This window comes from Dyella sp., from assembly GCF_035277725.1.
Lineage (GTDB): Bacteria > Pseudomonadota > Gammaproteobacteria > Xanthomonadales > Rhodanobacteraceae > Dyella_B.
The window spans coordinates 60,333-78,047 of the sequence record NZ_DATEJY010000069.1 but is presented as its reverse complement, the minus strand read 5'-3'; the positions used below and the strand labels follow the sequence as shown (position 1 = coordinate 78,047).

Annotated in this window: 16 protein-coding genes and 1 pseudogene; 3 read left to right on the top strand and 14 right to left on the bottom strand. The window is 52.8% G+C overall.

Annotation, left to right across the window (positions count from 1 at the left end; genetic code table 11):
- The coding region (locus VJR68_RS22030) for a MobA/MobL family protein (protein WP_414647749.1) at positions 1 to 284 on the bottom strand (284 nt) is incomplete at its 3' end.
- A 211-nt stretch (positions 285 to 495) separates the two neighbouring features.
- Here VJR68_RS22030 and VJR68_RS06905 point away from each other — a divergent pair.
- Positions 496 to 1,221, top strand: a complete 726-nt coding sequence (locus VJR68_RS06905; protein ID WP_324146930.1) for a hypothetical protein — start codon at positions 496 to 498, stop codon at positions 1,219 to 1,221.
- Between the two features lie 266 nt (positions 1,222 to 1,487).
- Here the strand turns inward: VJR68_RS06905 and VJR68_RS06900 are convergent, their stop codons facing one another.
- The 8 genes from VJR68_RS06900 to VJR68_RS06865 all read right to left on the bottom strand — a co-directional run bounded on the left by VJR68_RS06900 (position 1,488) and on the right by VJR68_RS06865 (position 11,415).
- On the bottom strand, positions 1,488 to 2,012 hold the full coding sequence (locus tag VJR68_RS06900) for a hypothetical protein (RefSeq protein ID WP_324146929.1): 525 nt from the start codon (positions 2,010 to 2,012) through the stop codon (positions 1,488 to 1,490).
- Positions 2,013 to 2,560: 548 nt separating this feature from the next.
- A complete protein-coding gene (locus VJR68_RS06895; protein ID WP_324146928.1) occupies positions 2,561 to 4,189 on the bottom strand; it encodes a DUF6119 family protein in 1,629 nt (542 codons plus the stop codon).
- Between the two features lie 147 nt (positions 4,190 to 4,336).
- The gene (locus VJR68_RS06890; protein WP_324146927.1) at positions 4,337 to 4,507 is read right to left on the bottom strand and encodes a YodC family protein; all 171 of its coding nucleotides are present in this window, start codon (positions 4,505 to 4,507) and stop codon (positions 4,337 to 4,339) included.
- A gap of 345 nt (positions 4,508 to 4,852) precedes the next feature.
- On the bottom strand, positions 4,853 to 5,161 hold the full coding sequence (locus VJR68_RS06885) for a hypothetical protein (RefSeq protein WP_324146926.1): 309 nt from the start codon (positions 5,159 to 5,161) through the stop codon (positions 4,853 to 4,855).
- Between the two features lie 499 nt (positions 5,162 to 5,660).
- Entirely contained in the window at positions 5,661 to 7,040 is a 1,380-nt protein-coding gene (locus VJR68_RS06880) for a hypothetical protein (RefSeq protein WP_324146925.1), read from the bottom strand.
- On the bottom strand, positions 7,040 to 8,188 hold the full coding sequence (locus tag VJR68_RS06875) for an ATP-binding domain-containing protein (RefSeq protein WP_324146924.1): 1,149 nt from the start codon (positions 8,186 to 8,188) through the stop codon (positions 7,040 to 7,042). Before VJR68_RS06875 ends, VJR68_RS06880 begins: the two co-directional genes overlap by 1 nt.
- Positions 8,181 to 9,611 (bottom strand): protein kinase domain-containing protein, encoded by a 1,431-nt coding sequence (locus VJR68_RS06870; RefSeq protein ID WP_324146923.1) that lies wholly within the window; start codon positions 9,609 to 9,611, stop codon positions 8,181 to 8,183. The genes VJR68_RS06875 and VJR68_RS06870 overlap by 8 nt, the downstream gene beginning before the upstream one ends.
- A 241-nt stretch (positions 9,612 to 9,852) precedes the next feature.
- A complete protein-coding gene (locus VJR68_RS06865) occupies positions 9,853 to 11,415 on the bottom strand; it encodes a site-specific integrase (protein ID WP_324146922.1) in 1,563 nt (520 codons plus the stop codon).
- 242 nt (positions 11,416 to 11,657) lie between these two features.
- Here VJR68_RS06865 and VJR68_RS06860 point away from each other — a divergent pair, with 242 nt between their 5' ends.
- Complete coding sequence (locus tag VJR68_RS06860; protein WP_324146921.1) at positions 11,658 to 12,224, top strand: RBBP9/YdeN family alpha/beta hydrolase; 567 nt, start codon at positions 11,658 to 11,660, stop codon at positions 12,222 to 12,224.
- A 140-nt stretch (positions 12,225 to 12,364) separates the two neighbouring features.
- On the opposite strand, the gene VJR68_RS06855 is transcribed toward VJR68_RS06860, so the two are convergent.
- The 4 genes and pseudogenes from VJR68_RS06855 to VJR68_RS06840 form a co-directional block, all read right to left on the bottom strand.
- Positions 12,365 to 12,736 (bottom strand): hypothetical protein, encoded by a 372-nt coding sequence (locus VJR68_RS06855; protein WP_324146920.1) that lies wholly within the window; start codon positions 12,734 to 12,736, stop codon positions 12,365 to 12,367.
- 2 nt (positions 12,737 to 12,738) lie between these two features.
- A pseudogene (locus tag VJR68_RS06850) lies at positions 12,739 to 13,110 on the bottom strand (DNA/RNA non-specific endonuclease); the annotation flags it as partial.
- Positions 13,111 to 13,267: 157 nt separating this feature from the next.
- Positions 13,268 to 13,516 (bottom strand): hypothetical protein, encoded by a 249-nt coding sequence (locus VJR68_RS06845; RefSeq protein ID WP_324146919.1) that lies wholly within the window; start codon positions 13,514 to 13,516, stop codon positions 13,268 to 13,270.
- Entirely contained in the window at positions 13,513 to 14,760 is a 1,248-nt protein-coding gene (locus tag VJR68_RS06840) for an alkaline phosphatase family protein (RefSeq protein ID WP_324146918.1), read from the bottom strand. The genes VJR68_RS06845 and VJR68_RS06840 overlap by 4 nt, the downstream gene beginning before the upstream one ends.
- Positions 14,761 to 15,078: 318 nt before the next feature.
- Between VJR68_RS06840 and VJR68_RS06835 the strand changes: the two genes are divergently transcribed.
- Entirely contained in the window at positions 15,079 to 15,534 is a 456-nt protein-coding gene (locus tag VJR68_RS06835) for a hypothetical protein (protein ID WP_324146917.1), read from the top strand.
- Here VJR68_RS06835 and VJR68_RS06830 read toward each other — a convergent pair.
- Entirely contained in the window at positions 15,517 to 17,145 is a 1,629-nt protein-coding gene (locus VJR68_RS06830; protein WP_324146916.1) for an MASE1 domain-containing protein, read from the bottom strand. The genes VJR68_RS06835 and VJR68_RS06830 overlap by 18 nt on opposite strands.
- Positions 17,146 to 17,715: the final 570 nt, after the last annotated feature.

Genomic DNA, 17,715 nt, shown 5'->3' with positions numbered 1-17,715 from the left:
CTAAAATCGCGCGCCACTTGGCTGTCACGGCGTCGCTCGCTGGCTTCAGCCCGCCCCCACACTTCCTGCGGGTTCACCGCCCAATCGGGCGAACCTTTGGGAGCTATGGTCAACGCTAAGACGATTTCCCCTCGGACGGATCTTCGATGATAGTCGTGCCAAATGCCCGTACGTGTATCGACGAGTTTCAAACCGAGGCGATACGCAGCACCGGCGATGGCTGAGTGGCCTTGAGAACGGGTGTGGGTTTCGAGGTGGGGGCGAGCGTGAGCATGTACTTCCATTTGTCCTCCATGACAGTAAAGCATTAGATCAATCCTTGACCTGTGTGCGATGCCTTAGCATCTGCCCCATCCAACCAGAATCCACAATTCTGTCAACCCCATCACGGAAATAAAATTTCCAAAGAGAATTTTTGGGGTGTCTCAAGCCACGAGACAGAACCCTGTCAGACATGTCCTACGCAGGAATAGGCCTGTGACAGTGGGGAATCAAATGGCAAGAGACGTCAGTGGCATCAATGTCAGTGGTGATGGCGTGGCCATCGGTACGGGCAATACGGTGGTGGTTCAAAAGAACCGCATTACGAACAACAACGGTGGTCACAGGAATTCGGAAAGCGAGGTACACCCCCTTGCTTATGGAATCGTCGGGATCATCGTTCTAGTCATCGCAACTTACTTTTTTACGAAGTATGCCGACGAGTTTTACGCAGGCGCGATGATTCTGGGAGGGCTTGGGACCATTTTTCCCTTGGTGTCGGTGGCGCTCCAACTTCTGTACAAGCAACCCATTGAGCGACCTTGGCAAGAGTCCGGGACCTTCACCCTGTCTGGTGTGCTGACCGCATTCACTTACAACACCTGGCAACACTACCCAGAAAAGCTTGCTGAAATTGTCAGCCAGGCCGATGGTCCACATACATTCTGGTGTGCTTTGAATGCTTATGGTGAGTCCGTCTCATCGGAGAACCTCTTTGCAGCGCTAGGCATGGTCATCTCCCTGCTCCTTTTGATGCCACACTCTCTGCGCTCCCTCACACAGTACTTCCTCGATAGCGACAACTCCGTCCAGCAATGGCTGGGCAAGACCTCATCAAGTGGCAAGCTCATCGGCGCAGCGATCTTCATGGGGCTGACCTGGGCAATGCTGACCTTTGCAGGGCCACAGGTTCAAGCGTTCATGACGAGCATTCGCCCAGCCATCTGCCACGGAAACTGATGAGTCACATCCCTCCCATCCACTGCCGATGCGATAAGGTTCAATGCAAAACGCCACCAAATTCGGTGGCGTTTTCTTGAACGCTTAGCGTTACTGCTTTTGCCTCTGCTTTGAGCGTCGTGTTCGGAGAACACTAAGACGCGCTCTAGCCTTTTCCTTTAAATCAGCGCCACTTACCTTCATCCGCTGACTTACCTAAGCCTTAACTGTAAGAGATCCGTATTGTCTGAAATCCCACCTATCAATCTAGCGAGGGGATAGCCCGGTCACAATCGACGTGCTAGGGAGCACCCCTTTGCTTGAGGAAGTGACTCCATTAACTGCGAACGCTCGAACATCACAATAAAGTCTCTGAGCTCTTGACGTATGGCATCCACTTCACCAAAGGCTGGCCGTAGAAAAAATCTCGGCGGAGCCAGTGCCACAACCTCATTGAGCCAGTTCTCAGGACGCTTCCAGCCGGACACCGCACCTAAAATCACCGGGGGATACCGCCCACCCGTTTCAACCCATTTATGCACCTCAGCCCGAACATCTTGCGTACCTTGTTGATAAACGCGCTGAATTGTTTGACGTACAAAGCTCCAATGCAAATGCACAGGACCGTAACGATTCCAGGCCGTCACCAGATCGTTTAGCTCGGGAAAGCCATACCAGTCAAAGCAAAGCTCATCATCCCGTGACCATAGCCACCATGTCCCTGACTGAGCCTCAAAACCAACTTGCCTAGAAGATCTAAGCTCCCACCCAAAATGACGAAAGTAGGCCACTACGTTTTCTGGTTCATCCACGCTAAGAGCAAGAGCTTCATGAGCAGCTTCAATTCGTCTAGACATCCCTTTGGATAAACAACGAGACTTCGTACGACGTATTGCGTGTTTTCGAAGAGAACAAGTGTTACGAGAGTGGCACATATGAGCATGATCTCTAGATAGAGCCACCACCGTAGCGACGTTTGCCAACTCGTCAAGTTGCCGGAACCAGAACCCACCTACCTTTCTGCTTCCGACCGCCGGGCGCGGGCGTTAACCTTGCAGGCTCCCATATCCATTTGTCCAGAGGCGTGAGCCTGGATTGCTCCCGCACCGCCATTGCTAGCGCCTCAAGAAGTTCAGCTGCGGCGTGGTCACCCCAAGCGCGGGCTGCATGAGCTAAGTGCGTCAAAAGTTCTGCGTCGCTCGTATCCGCTGCAGCAAGAATTGTTTCAAGGGCGCTCGTTTCTGGTGAAGTCTGTCCAGATGCAATCAAGTTGGCGCGCTTGGATAACTCTTGCAACAATGCACTAACGTTCACTGCCATAAATCACCTTTTATTTCAGTGTTAGCTCAGATAGAACATTTCAGACCAGCTTCTTTTCCTTACCCTTCTTTACGTTGATCTTTGTCTTTAGCGATGGGTCTGAATCAATTTTTGCAAGCATGATGTGCTTGTAGCCAAGGCTAGTGAGTTGTTTGTGGACGTTCCTTAGAGCCACCCGTGCGAAGAACGGAATATGCAGACCCTGCTCTTCCGACTGGCTGATGATGGCAAAAATAACCTTGTAGCCTGATACATCCCGAGGAAGTTCTTGGCCGTCTTGAATCTGGTGACTCGCAGGAAGTTTCTTGTTAACTAAGCCAACGTACTTATCGTGTGCTCGAAGAAGCTCACCAGAGACTAGACCTTGATTGAACAAGTGCCCAAGCAGATTGGAACCACCGTATCTTTTGACGTGTAGCATCTCACCATCTTTGCCATACACATCGCAGAACTCGACCTTGTCGTAGATGCCACCGACTTTGATTGATTTTAAGTCCATCAATGCCCACTTGGCCTTGTCAGATGCGACCAACGCCTTGTTGTAATCGGCCTCTTTATCATGGTTGTACACCAAGAGAGGCTGGTCATACACGGGTATGGCGTCGTAAAAATCACCCACTTCTTTGACGAAATCTTTGTTGATCTCGAACCATTGCCCGCCCGACAACAAGTAAGACCTGCCTGCATCGGTCAATTCACAATGCAGGCATTTGTAGACGCTCCAATGCTGGAGTTCTCCGTAATCATCATTGAGCGCATATGCCCTTCGTTGTTTTAATAGCTCAATCGTTAGAGCATCGACACCTTTAACAGTGCCAAGGAATCCCGGCAGATGGAGATCCGTTGCCATTTCATCTTTGGGATTACCCGTAAAACGAAAGCCCGCAACAGAAGCCCATTCGAGTACATCAGGCACCGCCATCCAACATCCATCTACACGCCCATCTGCCTGCCTCGCCTCTTCCAATTTTTGGAGAAGAAGCCCATTGAGGCGTTCTTCATCATGTCCACTTTGGCGGACTTGGCGAATCTGATCTATCCAACTGAAATGCTCCTTGTACGCATCCGATTGATAGGCTTTCAAATAACGGCGCAGTAACGAACGAAGTCCTTTTAAGTCCACATCAATGCTGATGCTCAAAGAGTCTGCACCAGACAATCGACGTCCGATGTTCTCTGCATCAGCAGGATAGCCAACGATGCTCTTTATTAGGTCTCGGTCAATGTCAATGCCAAATTCAGGCGCAGCAGATGTTTGTCCAACCTGCACACGGCTGATTTGGTCCACAGCATCGAACGTCTTCTTATCAACACTGCGAAGTGCATCGACTTCGAGTGAGTTCAATGTAACTTTCAACCCAAAGCGTTCTTCAATGGCTTCTTGGTCAAGAATGAACCGACCGTTCCCAAACGTTAGAGCAAAGAAACGACCGTCGGTCTTGGTGATATACAGAGCACCCGTCGATTGGGTTTTTCCCAAGTCATCGCGATCCACGTAGTCCGCAAAGAGGTCAGCCCATTTGGGACTTTTGGCCGGTTTTGGGGCGGTGTACAAATCTCCTAACTTGGATAGACCGTCTTCAATGGGGTAGTGCTTACCCTGACGCCCAATGGCGTCATCGGGGCGTTTGATTTGGTCGCGAAGCAGATAGATGTTCAGTATCGGCACGCCACGCCTCCTTTCGACACTTCGGGCCATCCAGTACCAAAGCGTTGAAAAATTCTTCCCCTACTTTCCTTGTCATAGTAAAAAGCGCAGCGACTAGTCGTCGGTCTTTTTACTTGCCAGCGCATGATCTTCTCAAGCCATGAAGAGCTAATGGGATGCAGGGATCAACTGATGCACGGTAAATCGGCCTGCTTTCAGCTCTTCCTTTTTATCAAACCATTCGCAAAAAGCCTCCTCATCCTCATCGATGAATTTGATGGTCATCACTGGTCCACCGCTCTTCAACTGGACCACATCTCCAGGTTTAAAATCGCTCATTTTTTCGCTCCCTTGCTTGAACATCGAACCGTAGGACTTATCTCTCGTCGCTCCAATTCTTTCGAAGTTTCCCGATGGTGCTGTTATTCCGTGCCTTACGGCCACTTTGATACTCCAAACGAACGCTTCCCACAGGCAGATTGAACACTCTCTCGATTTGCTTGACTGCATTCTCGATAGATCCGTCGTTGTGCAAAACAGTCTGACGGCGCGGAGCAACCTTTCGTTTCTTAGCAGCCTTTTTGGTAGCTTTTTTCATCGTTGCCATTTCTACCCCCTTGATTTACGTAGCCACTGTCAAAAGCGACAATCGACTCTACTTTCTTCAATGTGATCGCTCGGACACTATTCTTTATCCATGCGATGACGATGGGCTTCTTCACCTCTTTGAATCATCTCTTCATGCTTCTCAATTTGCTCAGAAGTCATGAGATGCCTCTTTTGGTCCAAGTTGCTCTTAGCCATATTTCCCGCAATTTCTGGCGCTCTTTTAACCGCCTCAATACCAGCCTCAACTGCAAGAAGACCAACGTTGGCAACTGTTTTCCCAAAAAGCTTGGACATGGAAGCTAGCTTGTCGGTGCCACTTCCGAACGAAAAATCGTTCTTTACTTCTTCGAGAGCATCTTTCAGCTTGAAATAGGGAAGCTTCATGTCAGCGCTTATCCACACGCTTCAAATTAAAATCATATCCAGGCCTGTCCTTTCTACCTTGAGCTTCAGCGATTTGGATGGCAGTGCTCTCGGTCTCGCACTCAACCGTTTTCGAGAAAGACGCGGATGTATTTCCCTTTCGCATCTCGTAATGCACTACATACTTCGACATAGTTCGTCCTCCCTTGGCATTACTTACCAAAGATCGATGAGTTCGCAGGAGCTTCTAAAAGACCAGCCTGCCTTCCTAACGTGCAAAAGCCGACACCCCTCGACGTCCCCATCAAGGTGTCAGCCTGCTTGAATTGAAATCTCCCACTCACGCTCACAGCCCCCTGTATGCGTGTTCGACCCTTACAGTCGTGTCCTTAGATTGTCACTGCCCGGATCCTAAGTGAGACCCTCGTCACATAGTGGACCATTTCAGGATGTGAAGGGAGTGTGAATTTTGGCATCAACATGCGCAAGGACACCAGAAGCAACACGGCAGCGAGTGTTACTATTTGCGCTTGGCCCGGTGGTGGGAAGGTGTGCTTGGCGAGTCAGACGTTCCACTCAACTCGCGGGAAATCTGGTTAAGAAGAACCGTGGCTTGATCCAGCTTCTCAAGCAAATTGCCGTGCTTTGGCTCGGGTGGCATATAGCCCGGAGCATCGAGGCTCATCTGCCGCCCAGCAATTTCGTTTCGGGAGCGAGCCAACCTGGATGGATAAGTAAAGCTGGCGGTCACATAAGGTACAAGTTCAACCTCAATCTCACTCGTGTGACCAAGCTTGCGAAGAAGTGCGTCTGGGCCTAGCCGTTCTAAGGCCTTGAGCTCACTGAATGCAACATCGGCGACTGGACGAGAAGTCAAATTTTCGAGGACGGTTACGTCTCTGAGAATACGATGACCCAGTCCGTTTTGAATTGCCAGAACTTGCTGCGGCGCCTGGATTGACGCGTAGAGCACGTACCAAAGGACCAAGCCAGGTAGTCGAAGGCTATTTAATAGCTCCAAGTGTTCCAACGAACCTGGGGCTACCTGTGTTGCGATAAACGCGCAAGCGGCAACGCTACTTTCGTCACCTTTGTTCAAGTCCAGATGACGAATTGCCTCTTGCAGATACATGCCGCGCGCTTCGCGGTTTAAAGTCGCGAATTGCCTTAGCGAAACCTTTGCATCCGCTCTCTTCGACATGGAATGCCAAACGTTCTCTTGCAGTGCCTCATCACCCTTGAAGATGGCATAGGCAAGTTGGCCTGGCTCGAAGTCGGGAATCGTTTCTAAGCCGATCTGCGTGCATGTTGTAAGCATGCGAATGACAACACTTGCATTGCGGCGTACTTCGAACGCACTTTCATCTGAATGGATAAAGCTATATACGTCCAACCATCGCGGAAATAGCTCCGCGAGTACGCTTGCGGACACTCCAGCCGCCAAGGCTTTGCTCCAGGCATATGACAGGGTTCTTTTGCAGGTTGCAGGCGCTAGCTGCCGGAGTCCGATGCGCCCGTCGGATAGCATCATGGCCTCTGCAAGAGCCATGCAGATAGTTATTGCGAAACAAAAACGCGGCACGGCGTTTCTAGAAAGGAAGAAATTCTCCTTAACTTCGCTCGAAGTAAGAACACGACACAGTGAAGTCAGGGGGCTAGGTGACTGTGGACTGGCAAGGAGAGCGGTGAGTAGCTGATTTACCTCGCCATCAGGTACAACGATGAGAGATGGAAGAAGATTGAATGGAGACGGCTCGGTGTCCCAGTAAGCATGAACAGCCCCTGTGTTTACTTCAGCTTCAACAACCTCTGACCTACCGATATTGGCCTTGAGGGCACCAGCGTTGTCGATGCAGAGCTCGACGAAATCCCGTCTTGAGAGTGTTGTGTGCCACATCATCAGGCTTTCCCGAAAATATTGTTTGTCGTTACCGCCTTCGCGGGCTCTGCGACTCTAATAGCAGATTCCAGATAACCGGGTATCGAGCGGTCCCAATAGAGGGTTAACGCAGTCTTAGCGCGGGTTATGCCGGTATAAATGAGCCTCTTTTGTACACCCCTTGTCTTATGTAGGTTGTCCAACCCTGCAATATGCACGGCTCGAAATTCCAGCCCCTTAGCAGCTGCAAGGGTTGAGAGCCAGACTGGTTTGGATGGGTCGAAATATTCAGAGTTGGCTCGTGTTATAAAATCACCAAGGCCAGCAGCATGAAGACCTGCTTGGATGGCGTCCAGATCTTCATTCAGAGGACACAGCACACCAATCAGATCGTTTGGATAGGCGAACCTTTGGTCCGTGACCTGAGTTGCTATAGCAGTTGCCTGCTCACTGAGTGATAGCGACTTCTTCAACGTCACCTTGGATGGATAGTCTTTTTCATTATAGTTAGAGTGCTTGATAAGTGAGATATGACTCAGGTCACCCTTGAAGATTCCGTCAGCAACGCGACATATTTCGGTACCGTTTCGGAAATGGTATTTGAGCGGGTACACCTGGTCTGTACATGCGGCGAGGGCCTCATTGCAATCGTCGACATCATAAATTCGCTGCCTTGGATCTGCGGTGGCTATGAGAACACCTGTCATCTGCCGAAGTGCTCGAATTTCGCGTGGCGAATAGTCCTGCGCTTCGTCAAGCAGCAGCGCCTCGAACGGCTTGCCAATCTTCCCTGCTTTTAAGAGCTGCTCTATTCGGGTGATGCGCGCATCACGGGCATCCGTGATTGACATGCCTTTCGTATTGATATCAGCGTGCTCAGCTTGCAGAACACCTGAAAAAAGACGCGTATCGGTAACGATTTTCTCTGGAGGAAATTTGTACTGAGCACCACCGATTTGAATGAACCTTTTCAGAAGCCCACCAAAAACCACAACATGGAGGTTTGGCTTATCGCCAAGATAAAGCTGGTTGGCTCTGAGAAGGAGCAGGTTGGTCTTTCCGCTTCCTGGTGGCCCCTGAATGAGCAAGCTCCTGTCTGTCGGGATGTCAAGAAGATCAGCCTGTTCCTTTACCAGCTCGTTGGCGTCCTTCCACCATGTATTAGACATGTGACTCACCCTCGTGACGGATATTCAGTTCAAACCATCCGCCTGACTGAAGATTCTTGCCACTGTCGTTAAACGCATAGGCTTGTTCGAGAGCATCAATGAACTGTCTCTCCAAATTCGGGCTATCGAGTAGTGCCTGTGCCTCACCTGAAAAAAAAGGAATGGTTGGATGTTCGTCAGGCTTGAATTCAGCTTCACCGGAAAGCCAAGCAGTCGAACTCGCTCGAAAGATTGGGAGTCCTCCATTCGGATCTATAAAGTTGACTTCCACACTTACGATTAAGTGGAGGGAAAGATCAAGAGATGCATCCTTTTCGAAGCAAATCGTTGTTCGGAAACCATCGCTAGAATCCTTCTCTGACTTGGTAGTTCTAAGGGGGAAGCAGCCAAGTTCATTCATCAATGCGGCTAGGCGAGTTTCAAGCCTATTGCATAGATCATCCAGCGCGTGGCGCTGAGAACGCTGCTCTTCATTTGAGTGGGATTGGCTGGCTGGCAAGATAGCCTGAGCAAGTTTTTGCCTCATCCGAATGCGTTCACGGGCAGCGATCAGATTGCCTTCAGTGTCGGTGGGCATCTCAGTAAAGTCAGCCCAATTCACGAGCTCCAATCTAGTATTCGGATTTTTGACCAAACACCGAGATGCCAGTGCGGCACTTCTGGTGTCTTCGGAATGCACCTGAGGCGTCTCGGACTTCACCGCTTCCACGAGTTTGGTGAATGGCTCTGTGAAATTGTGGAAGAGCGGGACCCTCATGAGCATGTCGTGAAGTACCGCACCCAGTTGATAGAAGCTTATAGCCCGCCACCCCTCGAGCGTGTCTTGCTCTTCTCGCATCAAAAACTCGGGAGAACTGTAGCGTAACGTCCCTATAAAAGGTCGTTGATCAACATCTGTGAGCTCCGACGCACCAATGGGACGAAGAACTCCCAGATCGAGCAATATCGCCCTTGAAAAATCAGGGGTGATCGCGATGTTTTCCGGCTTGATGTCCCTGTGCGCCAGATTTCTGTCTTCCAAAAATCTGGCTGCTGAAGCAACTTGGGCAATAATTTGGGGTACTGTCGCTAGAGGAATACTGGCGACTTGCTGGTGAAGACTGTCATAGGGGAGTGCTTCCATGACGACAAACAAATAGCCGGTGACTGGGCATTCTCCACCATCATAAATTCGAACTAAATTTGGATGCTCGGCTCCGATGAGACTCTTTTCTCGGAGAATTCGCTCGAGTTGTACATCCTTCCCATATCGCTCTATAAGCTCGGGATGAAAGACCTTTACCGCCGCAGTCTGGTCCCCCAGGCTGGCTTTCATTACTACGGCCGACTTTCCATTACCGTAGAAGTCTTCGATCTTCCAGTCACCGATGCTTCCTTTTGCTAGAAGATCGTTTTTGAGTATTTCTGCTTGTGCGGCGTCCATACACATCCCCCCGTTCCGTGACCTCGCCATTTTAGAGAGTTTTGATTGGATTTTGGCGGTCGGGAAAGAGCATCCTTTCTCATTGATTTATAAAGATTTTTATGACCGATGAAGTACACAATTGCCTTAATGTTCTTTCTTGGTCCCTTCGAGGGCTCAACAACTTGACGGAAGTTTCTATGTGGGCGGCAAGGTTACGTAGCCACAGAAACTATTAGCCCCTACTCCTCAAGGATCCCAGTCATTTCTGAGCAAATTTTGCCATCACACGGGCAAATTGCTCTGGCGTAAGACCCTTCAAACTCTCAGCCAATGCTTCTTCATCCGTGGTCGTGGAAATCGACTTTCCTCGCCTGTAGTTCTCTTTGAGCTTCTTACCAACCATGACCGCATTGTGATGGTAATACCTGCCCGTCATCGACGTATTCGTGTGACCCACCAGCTTTGCAGCCGTGAGATCGGTCAAACCGCCCTCGTCAATCATTCGAGACGTTCCGGTATGGCGAAGATCATGGACTCTAACTTCGGCCAGATGAGGCCTTTCTTGAGCGGCCCTTTCCCTTGCTCGTATCCAGGCCTGGGTGACGGTGTCGGCCCTCAGTTGCTTTCCTTTCAATCTAAAAACAGGCCCTTCTAGCGGAGGCACACGGAGGGCTGCCCACTCTCTCTTGGTCTTGGGTCGCTCCAGGGGAGGAAGTTCTCGCGATTGGTCGAGAATGAATGTTCCGCATTGGGCCTCATAGTTCTGAACCATCGCCATCGCTCGTAGCATCGCTACAGCAGGCAGAAGCAATGGAATGGTTCGGCCTTTCTTCCTACCCCGCTTCGACTTGGTATTTTGAAACGTCGCGGTAGGCACATCCCCTCGCCAGTTGATGTCCTCCCACCGAAGCTTGACGGCTTCACCACGCCTACAACTTGTGTCCAAATCGAATCGAATGACAGCCCTGGTGACGATATGAGCCTTTTTCAGATGACGCATGACAAATCGGAAATCATCCGCACCAATGGTGACCTCTCGACCATCTGAGACCACGATGTCCTTGGAGACCAACAGTCCCTTCAACTGGGCAAAGGGATTGTCGACCTTGTAACCCCAGATGATGATAGCCCGCTTGTAGACCATCGAAATCTGGGCCAAGGTCTTGGTGATGGTCGAATCGGCGGCAGGTTCATTCTTTCGCCCCCGCATCTTTCGCCGAAGAACATCGATCACGAAGTGGGGTTCAATTTCGGCAATCCGAAGCTTGGTGACCTCTGGAAACCCATTTCGGTTGTATCCCGACTTGGCGGGTCCAACCAGGGTTCGGATGACGCTGGCTTCTTGAGCCCACCCCTTATTGAGAATCGGATGGGAAGGGCGCGCAGAATGCCCCACGGGCAATTGGGATCGTTGGAGCTCGTCTTCATACCGAAGCAACCAGCTCTCCAGGGTCTGCTCCCCTGCGAGGCCTCCAAAGGCGCTCCTCTTGCTTCCAACGGCCCCCTTGAGTTTGGCCAGCGCATGTCTGGCGTCGTTTTCAGCAGCATGTCTGGCAGTATCCAGATGGTGCCTGGTGCCTAACTTGGCATTGAGGTCCACTTGCTGATGGGAGTAGGTTCGGCTGAAGCGTTGAGACTCGCCGTCCACCACTTCCGTCCAACGAATTTTGACTTCCCACCGAGGGTTGTTCCCGACCCCGTCGTTGCGGAAGTACACGCCCTCCACCTCAGAATGGGGCCATTTGATGGTCGAACCATCAGGAAGCGAAAGTCGCTTTGGCTTTGGCTTCTTCCTCTGCCCATGCCCTGCCTTGGTCGCCATGGAGCCCCTCATTGGTCCCAGAACTGGTTCTTAGGGTGCCGAAGAGCTTGACAAAACGCTAGGGATTGTTAGGTTCGCAATGCGAAGGTCGGGAGTTCGATCCTCCTCCGCTCCACCAATTCCCTTCAGACAGAACAGCGCTTTATGCCTTGCGGCGTGAAGCGCTGTTTTGTTTTGGGAGATACGGTAGCGTTCGCTGCGCGATCGGCACCGGACACTTCAGCGTTCATAGGGATGGCAGCATGCACGAACCTCGACAGACGCATGGCACCACACCATCCCGCGTACTGCTTGTACCTGGCATAGGCAATTCCGGCCCCACGCATTGGCAGAGCTATTGGGAATCCGAGCACGATTCCTATGCTCGCGTGCATCAGAACGACTGGGAACGTCCCGTCTGCGCCGATTGGGTAAGCGCGTTGGAACGTACAGCGCAACGTGCCGAGCCAGGCGCGCTGATTGCTGCGCACAGTCTCGGATGCCTGGTGGTGGCCAATTGGTTGGCGCAGACTTCCATCCGCATTGCAGGCGCTCTTCTTGTAGCGGTTCCTGATCCGAGCGGGGTGAGCTTTCCGACCGAGGCCAAAGGCTTCACTCCTGTACCGCTGGATCCGCTTCCTTGCCCAAGCATCGTCGTGGCCAGCAGCAACGATCCTTACAGCGACATTGCCTTCGCCACGCAATGCGCGCATGCGTGGGGGAGCCGGCTTATCAATATCGGCCGCGCCGGCCACATCAACGCAGCCAGTGGGCTTGGCCATTGGGACAACGGCCAGCGCATGCTGCGCTCGCTGCTGATCGAGGCTTAGGCGATCCATTGCGTGCGTAGGCTGGGATGGAATCCCAGCTTGGTTTGGTGGTTGACGCAGGGATTTCATCCCAGCCTACTTGGGCTCAATATCCCTTCCGCAGAGCAACGCTTCGCATCTTGAAGAGGAAAGCACATCATTCAGATGCCTTCAGGGATCCCGCTACGCCCGTCCATTTTTGAGATTTCCCAGCGGCGCAGATCATCCCACTCAAATTTGATGTCGTAATCAAGCTTGTTATCAACGATTAAAAGGAAAACGCCTCTCTTTTTACTTAAATGATGCAAAAGTTTGGCACCTTTTTCATTCATCGATTCATAAAAGGGCCCATGTCTTATCGCACCTAAAAGCATCACTCCCGACCCACTCACCAGCGATGCGTTCGAACCGTAACGAAGTTCCTCTGCTCTGAATCTGTAGTAAGCCTTGGTCCAAGTCGAATCAAGCGACCCGACTAGACTTACAAACTCTTTTGCAAGGTCGACGACAACTGCAGAAGCTTCATTATTCATGTTTAGTAAGCTCTCCTTACATAACTCTGGCCGGACTGATTTAAGAATTTGTCCGCGAAAGTATCTACCACGTTTCCATTTGCATCGGTAACTTCGTATTGAACGCTAAGTGATCCCGGCCTGCCCGTTACAGGATCGAAGTCACCAAGTGTGTGTGCAAAATCCACTTGATAACCTTTAGCAGTATAGCGGGCGTAGTCGTTTTCGAGCGTTTTGAAGGCAGACATATTGAAGTTGCCTTCCTGGGGAAACAGATTTGGAGAGCCTTGGTCAAGCACGAATCGATGCGCGACCAAATGCCCACCCTTTTCCTGGCCACCGTTTGGCGCGCAATGGGGCCGGATGCGGCCAAGGCAGTGCGCAGACGCATCACGCGGCTCTTGTGGCCGTAGATGGTTCTATAGAGTTCCCGCTCTGTTTCGGTTGCTTCGGCTTCGACTCGCTGCTCGGCCCGCTGCAGCACGCGGACTGACAGCCGATATACGGTGCAGTTGGCAACCTGAAAACGCCTTTTCCCTGTCACATTCCATGTCAATGCCGGTGAGCGGCGTGACGTTTCAGGCGATGCCTGCCGCGCTCTTTCAGCAGCAGTGGCATCAGTTCCTCGATGTACGTCCTGGCATGCCCCCGCGTGGACATGAGATGGAAACGCCGATGCGCCTCGTCTCGCCCGACCAACTCCATATGCGCCTTTCTCAAGATATGCAGGTAACCCATCAGCGGGCTGCCGTCGCGCAAGGGCTCGTTATCGCGCGGGTCTGGGGTGGGTACCCGGTTCATGATCCGATCCCTTGCGGGCAATCCGCGCGGCAGGTGGCTGTGAGCAAGGAAAGCAGATCCTTGGCATGCCGGTCGCGATCGGTGAGCGCCGGCAGATTGAACAGGCGCTCGATCGTGGCCAGCACGGAGCTATGGTCGTAGATAGTGTGCTCGACATAACCGCGCGCGACCCACGGCGATACCACGATCGCCGGCACGCGAACGCCATAGACGTCGAACAGGAAGCCATTGGTATTCAAGGATGAATCGGCACCGTCGTTCGGCGGCACCGCTTTGCCGGGTTTGGCCGAATCGTAAAAGCCGCCATGCTCGTCGTAGAGAATCACCAGCAGGCTGTTTTCCCACAATGGCGATTTGCGAATGGCGTTGTAGACGCGCGCCACCAATTGATCACCGCCGCTCAGTCCATCCATCGGATGCTGCGAACTGCCGCCTTCGTAGGTATCGTGCACGATGTCGCCGTAGCTCGGCTCGATAAAGGTGTAGCGGGCGGTATAGCCATTCGCAAGATCGCTCTCGAAGTGCGACAGGTCGTCGATATCGAAGAAACTGATGCCCTTGATGGACGCCACCTGCGGCACACGCCCCAACGCCGAGCCCAAGTCGTCCTGGTAGAGGCGGTAATTACCCTTGCCCAAGGCATCGAAGATCGAACCCTTCGGATAGGGAAAACCATCGACACATTCCCACTCGCTCATCTCCGCCGAGGTTGGCGAATGATCCAATCCCGCTGATGAAGCGCCATGAACAAAATACCGGTTTGGCCAGGTCGGGCCCGGCAGCGACGAGTGCCAGCCGTCGCACAACACAAACTCGGTGGCCAATTGGTAAAGCGCCGGCGACTGTGAGCGAATGTCGGCGCCGCGCATGATCTCACCGGCTTCGTTCGCTTGTGCGGGCGTGCCTTCGTCCTTGGTGGTGGCGAAATTGGCAACAAAGCCGGAGTTGTCGATGGGTGGATAAGCTTGTCCAGGTTGGTGCTGGACGCCGGCGCCGCACAGTTGCTCAAGCACGTCCGTAAATTCATGCCCAGGGTCAGCAGGCATTTGGGTGGGTGCGCCATCACCGAAGGAATAAACCGTACCGCCGTAGGTATTTGTACTGCTCGACGTGGCGGCGGCAATACCCGGTATATCCGACAGTGCAAACAAATGATCGAAGGACCGGTTTTCCAGCATCAGCACGAACACGTGCTGGATGCGATTTGCAACTGGCGACGAAACAGCTGCAGAGTCTGTACTCATGAAGCCCCCTTTCCGCCCCGCCCCGTCCCCGTAGGCTGGGATGAAATCCCGGCATTTTTGCGGCTGACGATGCTGGGATTTCATCCCAGCCCACATGGCCGTTTCAAACGAAAATGCTGGGCACACCAAGTGATGGGAATGAAATCGCGGCAACTATAGCAGCCGTGCCCTACAGCCGCTTTCACAAGTTCATCACATCCCTCTATGGCCTGCTGATTGGCGCATTCCACGCCCTCGCTCATCACTTTTCCAGCGCAAGCGGGGAGCTAGATTGCGTTCCACTTCTACCCAACCTTTTACCATGCAAGGGGAAACATCATGCATAAGATTACTCGTGCCGCACTGGGCATTTTCATGGGCCTGAGCTTTTCTGGATTAAGCATTGCAGCGGAGGCGCCTGCAACAGGTTTGGGCCAGGCATGGCCCAATGCCGTGGATGTCAGTTTGAGCCCGCACTGGCACGTTTATGTGTTCGTGTTGAAGGGGATCAAATATATCCAGGTGAATGACATTAATGGCAATGTCATTGGCGCAGTGGGGACGGCGGGTGGGCAGTTCATCACCCTGCCGATCGGGGAAGATTCGCAATATGTATCGACACCGCAGCAGCGCGTGGCCAATACGTCTTCGATAAATGCAGCGACGCCGACGACGGTTTATCGGGATAGTTCAACGGTTGTTACTGCTGCGCCGCAGAGTGATGGCGTGACAACGTTGAGCGCTGCGGCCATATGCCAAGATCCGTCTTCTTGCAGTTCACTCGCCGGCCACTGACGACGTCCGCACGCTATCCATCGCCCGGCGGGGGCTGATCGCAACGCCGGGTACGATGGAATCAAGTAGCAGCATACTGATCTGATGTCCGCGGGCTATGGATCGTGTACGCGTACGCCCCTCGAAGACGGCCGCCCTGTCTCGTACCGCTCGCAGGCCAAGGCCGCTGGTCCCACGCACCAGACGCGGAAGCAGTTCTTCCCAATCAACAAAGGCAAGCTGCGCGGGATGCGCGCGAAAACGGGCAACGATCAATACGCCAACGCGTTGTTGTCTTTCTGCAACGCGTATCTGGAGCCGGATATCGCTCACATTCTTCTTCGTGCAAGCGTCAGCCACGGCTTCCAAAATGATGCGATAGATGGTCATGCGCAACGCATTGGAAAGCCTGCTTACCGACCCGCGCAAATCGCAGGTATAGGTCAGTCCTGCTTCCTTCAACATGATTGGCAGTCCACCTTCCTGCAGAGCAGCGGGAAGGCCTCTTTCACGTAGCGCAGCGGGATAAAGGCCATCAGCCAAACGATGAAGTTGATCCTGCGCAACCAAGGCATGGCGGCGATATCCACGATCATCAATCGCGGGCTGCAGATGGCGAAGACGTCCCATCATCATCGTAAATCCAGCTTGGACATCTTCCTTGACCTGCTCCAACGCCGTCGATGTCATGCGCAACTGCATTTCGTTCAAATAGATGCTGCGCTGGGCCAACGCCAGCGCTGCGAGAACATCCATGCGATCGCGCTCAACATGCTGATCGAGCGATCCGATACGCGCGCCCATGATCAACATGGTCGAAATGGCAAACGACAAAATGGATTCTGCTTGCAGGGTAGTCAAATCCCACACTGCATTGGACATCAGCAACATCACCGTACAGCTTGCTGCCGTCCCTCCCACTGCCGCCCCCTCCCATCCATGTCGGAAAGCCAACCAGACCACCGGAAGAAACATGGCAACTTGAGCCATTTGCCGTGTTGGCGCGTTAGGTGCTGCGCCATATCCAATCCACAACAGCAAGGCAAGAACGGGAAGCCCCAGGCAAACACTCTCGAACAGCAGACGGCTGTTTTCGATTTTGCCTTGCAGTTCCGCCCAGCTTTTGACGATCAGCTTCTGATAGCCAAGCAACGCAAGCGGCACCACGGTAAGAATGCCCAGGAAGCCCCCCATGAAGTAGCGCGGGCCCCATTTGAAAAAACTGAAATCGTAGTCTGACGGCATGTTTTTGGCGGTCGAAAGCACGCCAAAGTCGCGCAGCATTACGATCACCGCGATCAACAAAGCACAGCTGAGCAGCCTTCCCATATTGATATGCGTTGCATGGGTGCGGGCTGGCGGCCAGTGCTTGCGTAGCCAATAAACGACCGGCGCTATATAGATGATGGGCGGTATGGCGTTGGCAAATCCCCACTCCACACCCCACGTCGGCGCGCAGATATAACCCAAACTGGCGTACCAACCCGCCTCGCCAACGATCAAGGCGGGCCAATAACGATAAGGAACAAGCAGTAGCACGGCGAACCGTAGTCCAGCCGTAATCTGCCATTGAGGGGGCGACAAGGCGCGGAACACCAGGTACGCAACGCCATAGCCCAAAGCCACGGCCACATGGCGAACCCAAGGTCTCTCCCAAAGTCCCTGCCCCATCGATCACCCCGCTTATGTATGACCGGCTCCCCAAAAGGCGTCGGCTGGACGTCCAAACGCGGAGCGATCATTCGATTGCAGATGTGAAACCGTGGTGAAGCGGTGTGCCTTCCGCGTGGCGAATCGTTGTCACGCAGGACAATGCGCGGATCGCCTTTGTTTTTTTGCGAGGCATATCACGGGGATCGAAGCAAGATCGGATGTTCAGCCTTACCCAATCGCATCGTGCCAACGATTCGCTTCAGTCCAGCCGAACAGAAGCGGACAAAGGTAGTCCTGGTTGGCGTCGTGTCTCAGCTGGAACGTACTGCGAATCTTGCAAGAGACTCGTCGCCCCGGCGAAAGCCGGGGCCTGGCGACTTTAAAGCGGGAGACGCTGGGCTCCGGCCTTCGCCGGGACGACGAGATAGGAAGGCCGAGGCATGATGCTAATCAGGAAGGTAATTGACGCTAAAATCCCTCGGCACACGCCCCATCGCCACGCCGGGTGACCGCAAGCCGCGCGACCTCAAGGTAAAGCCGTCTTCAAGT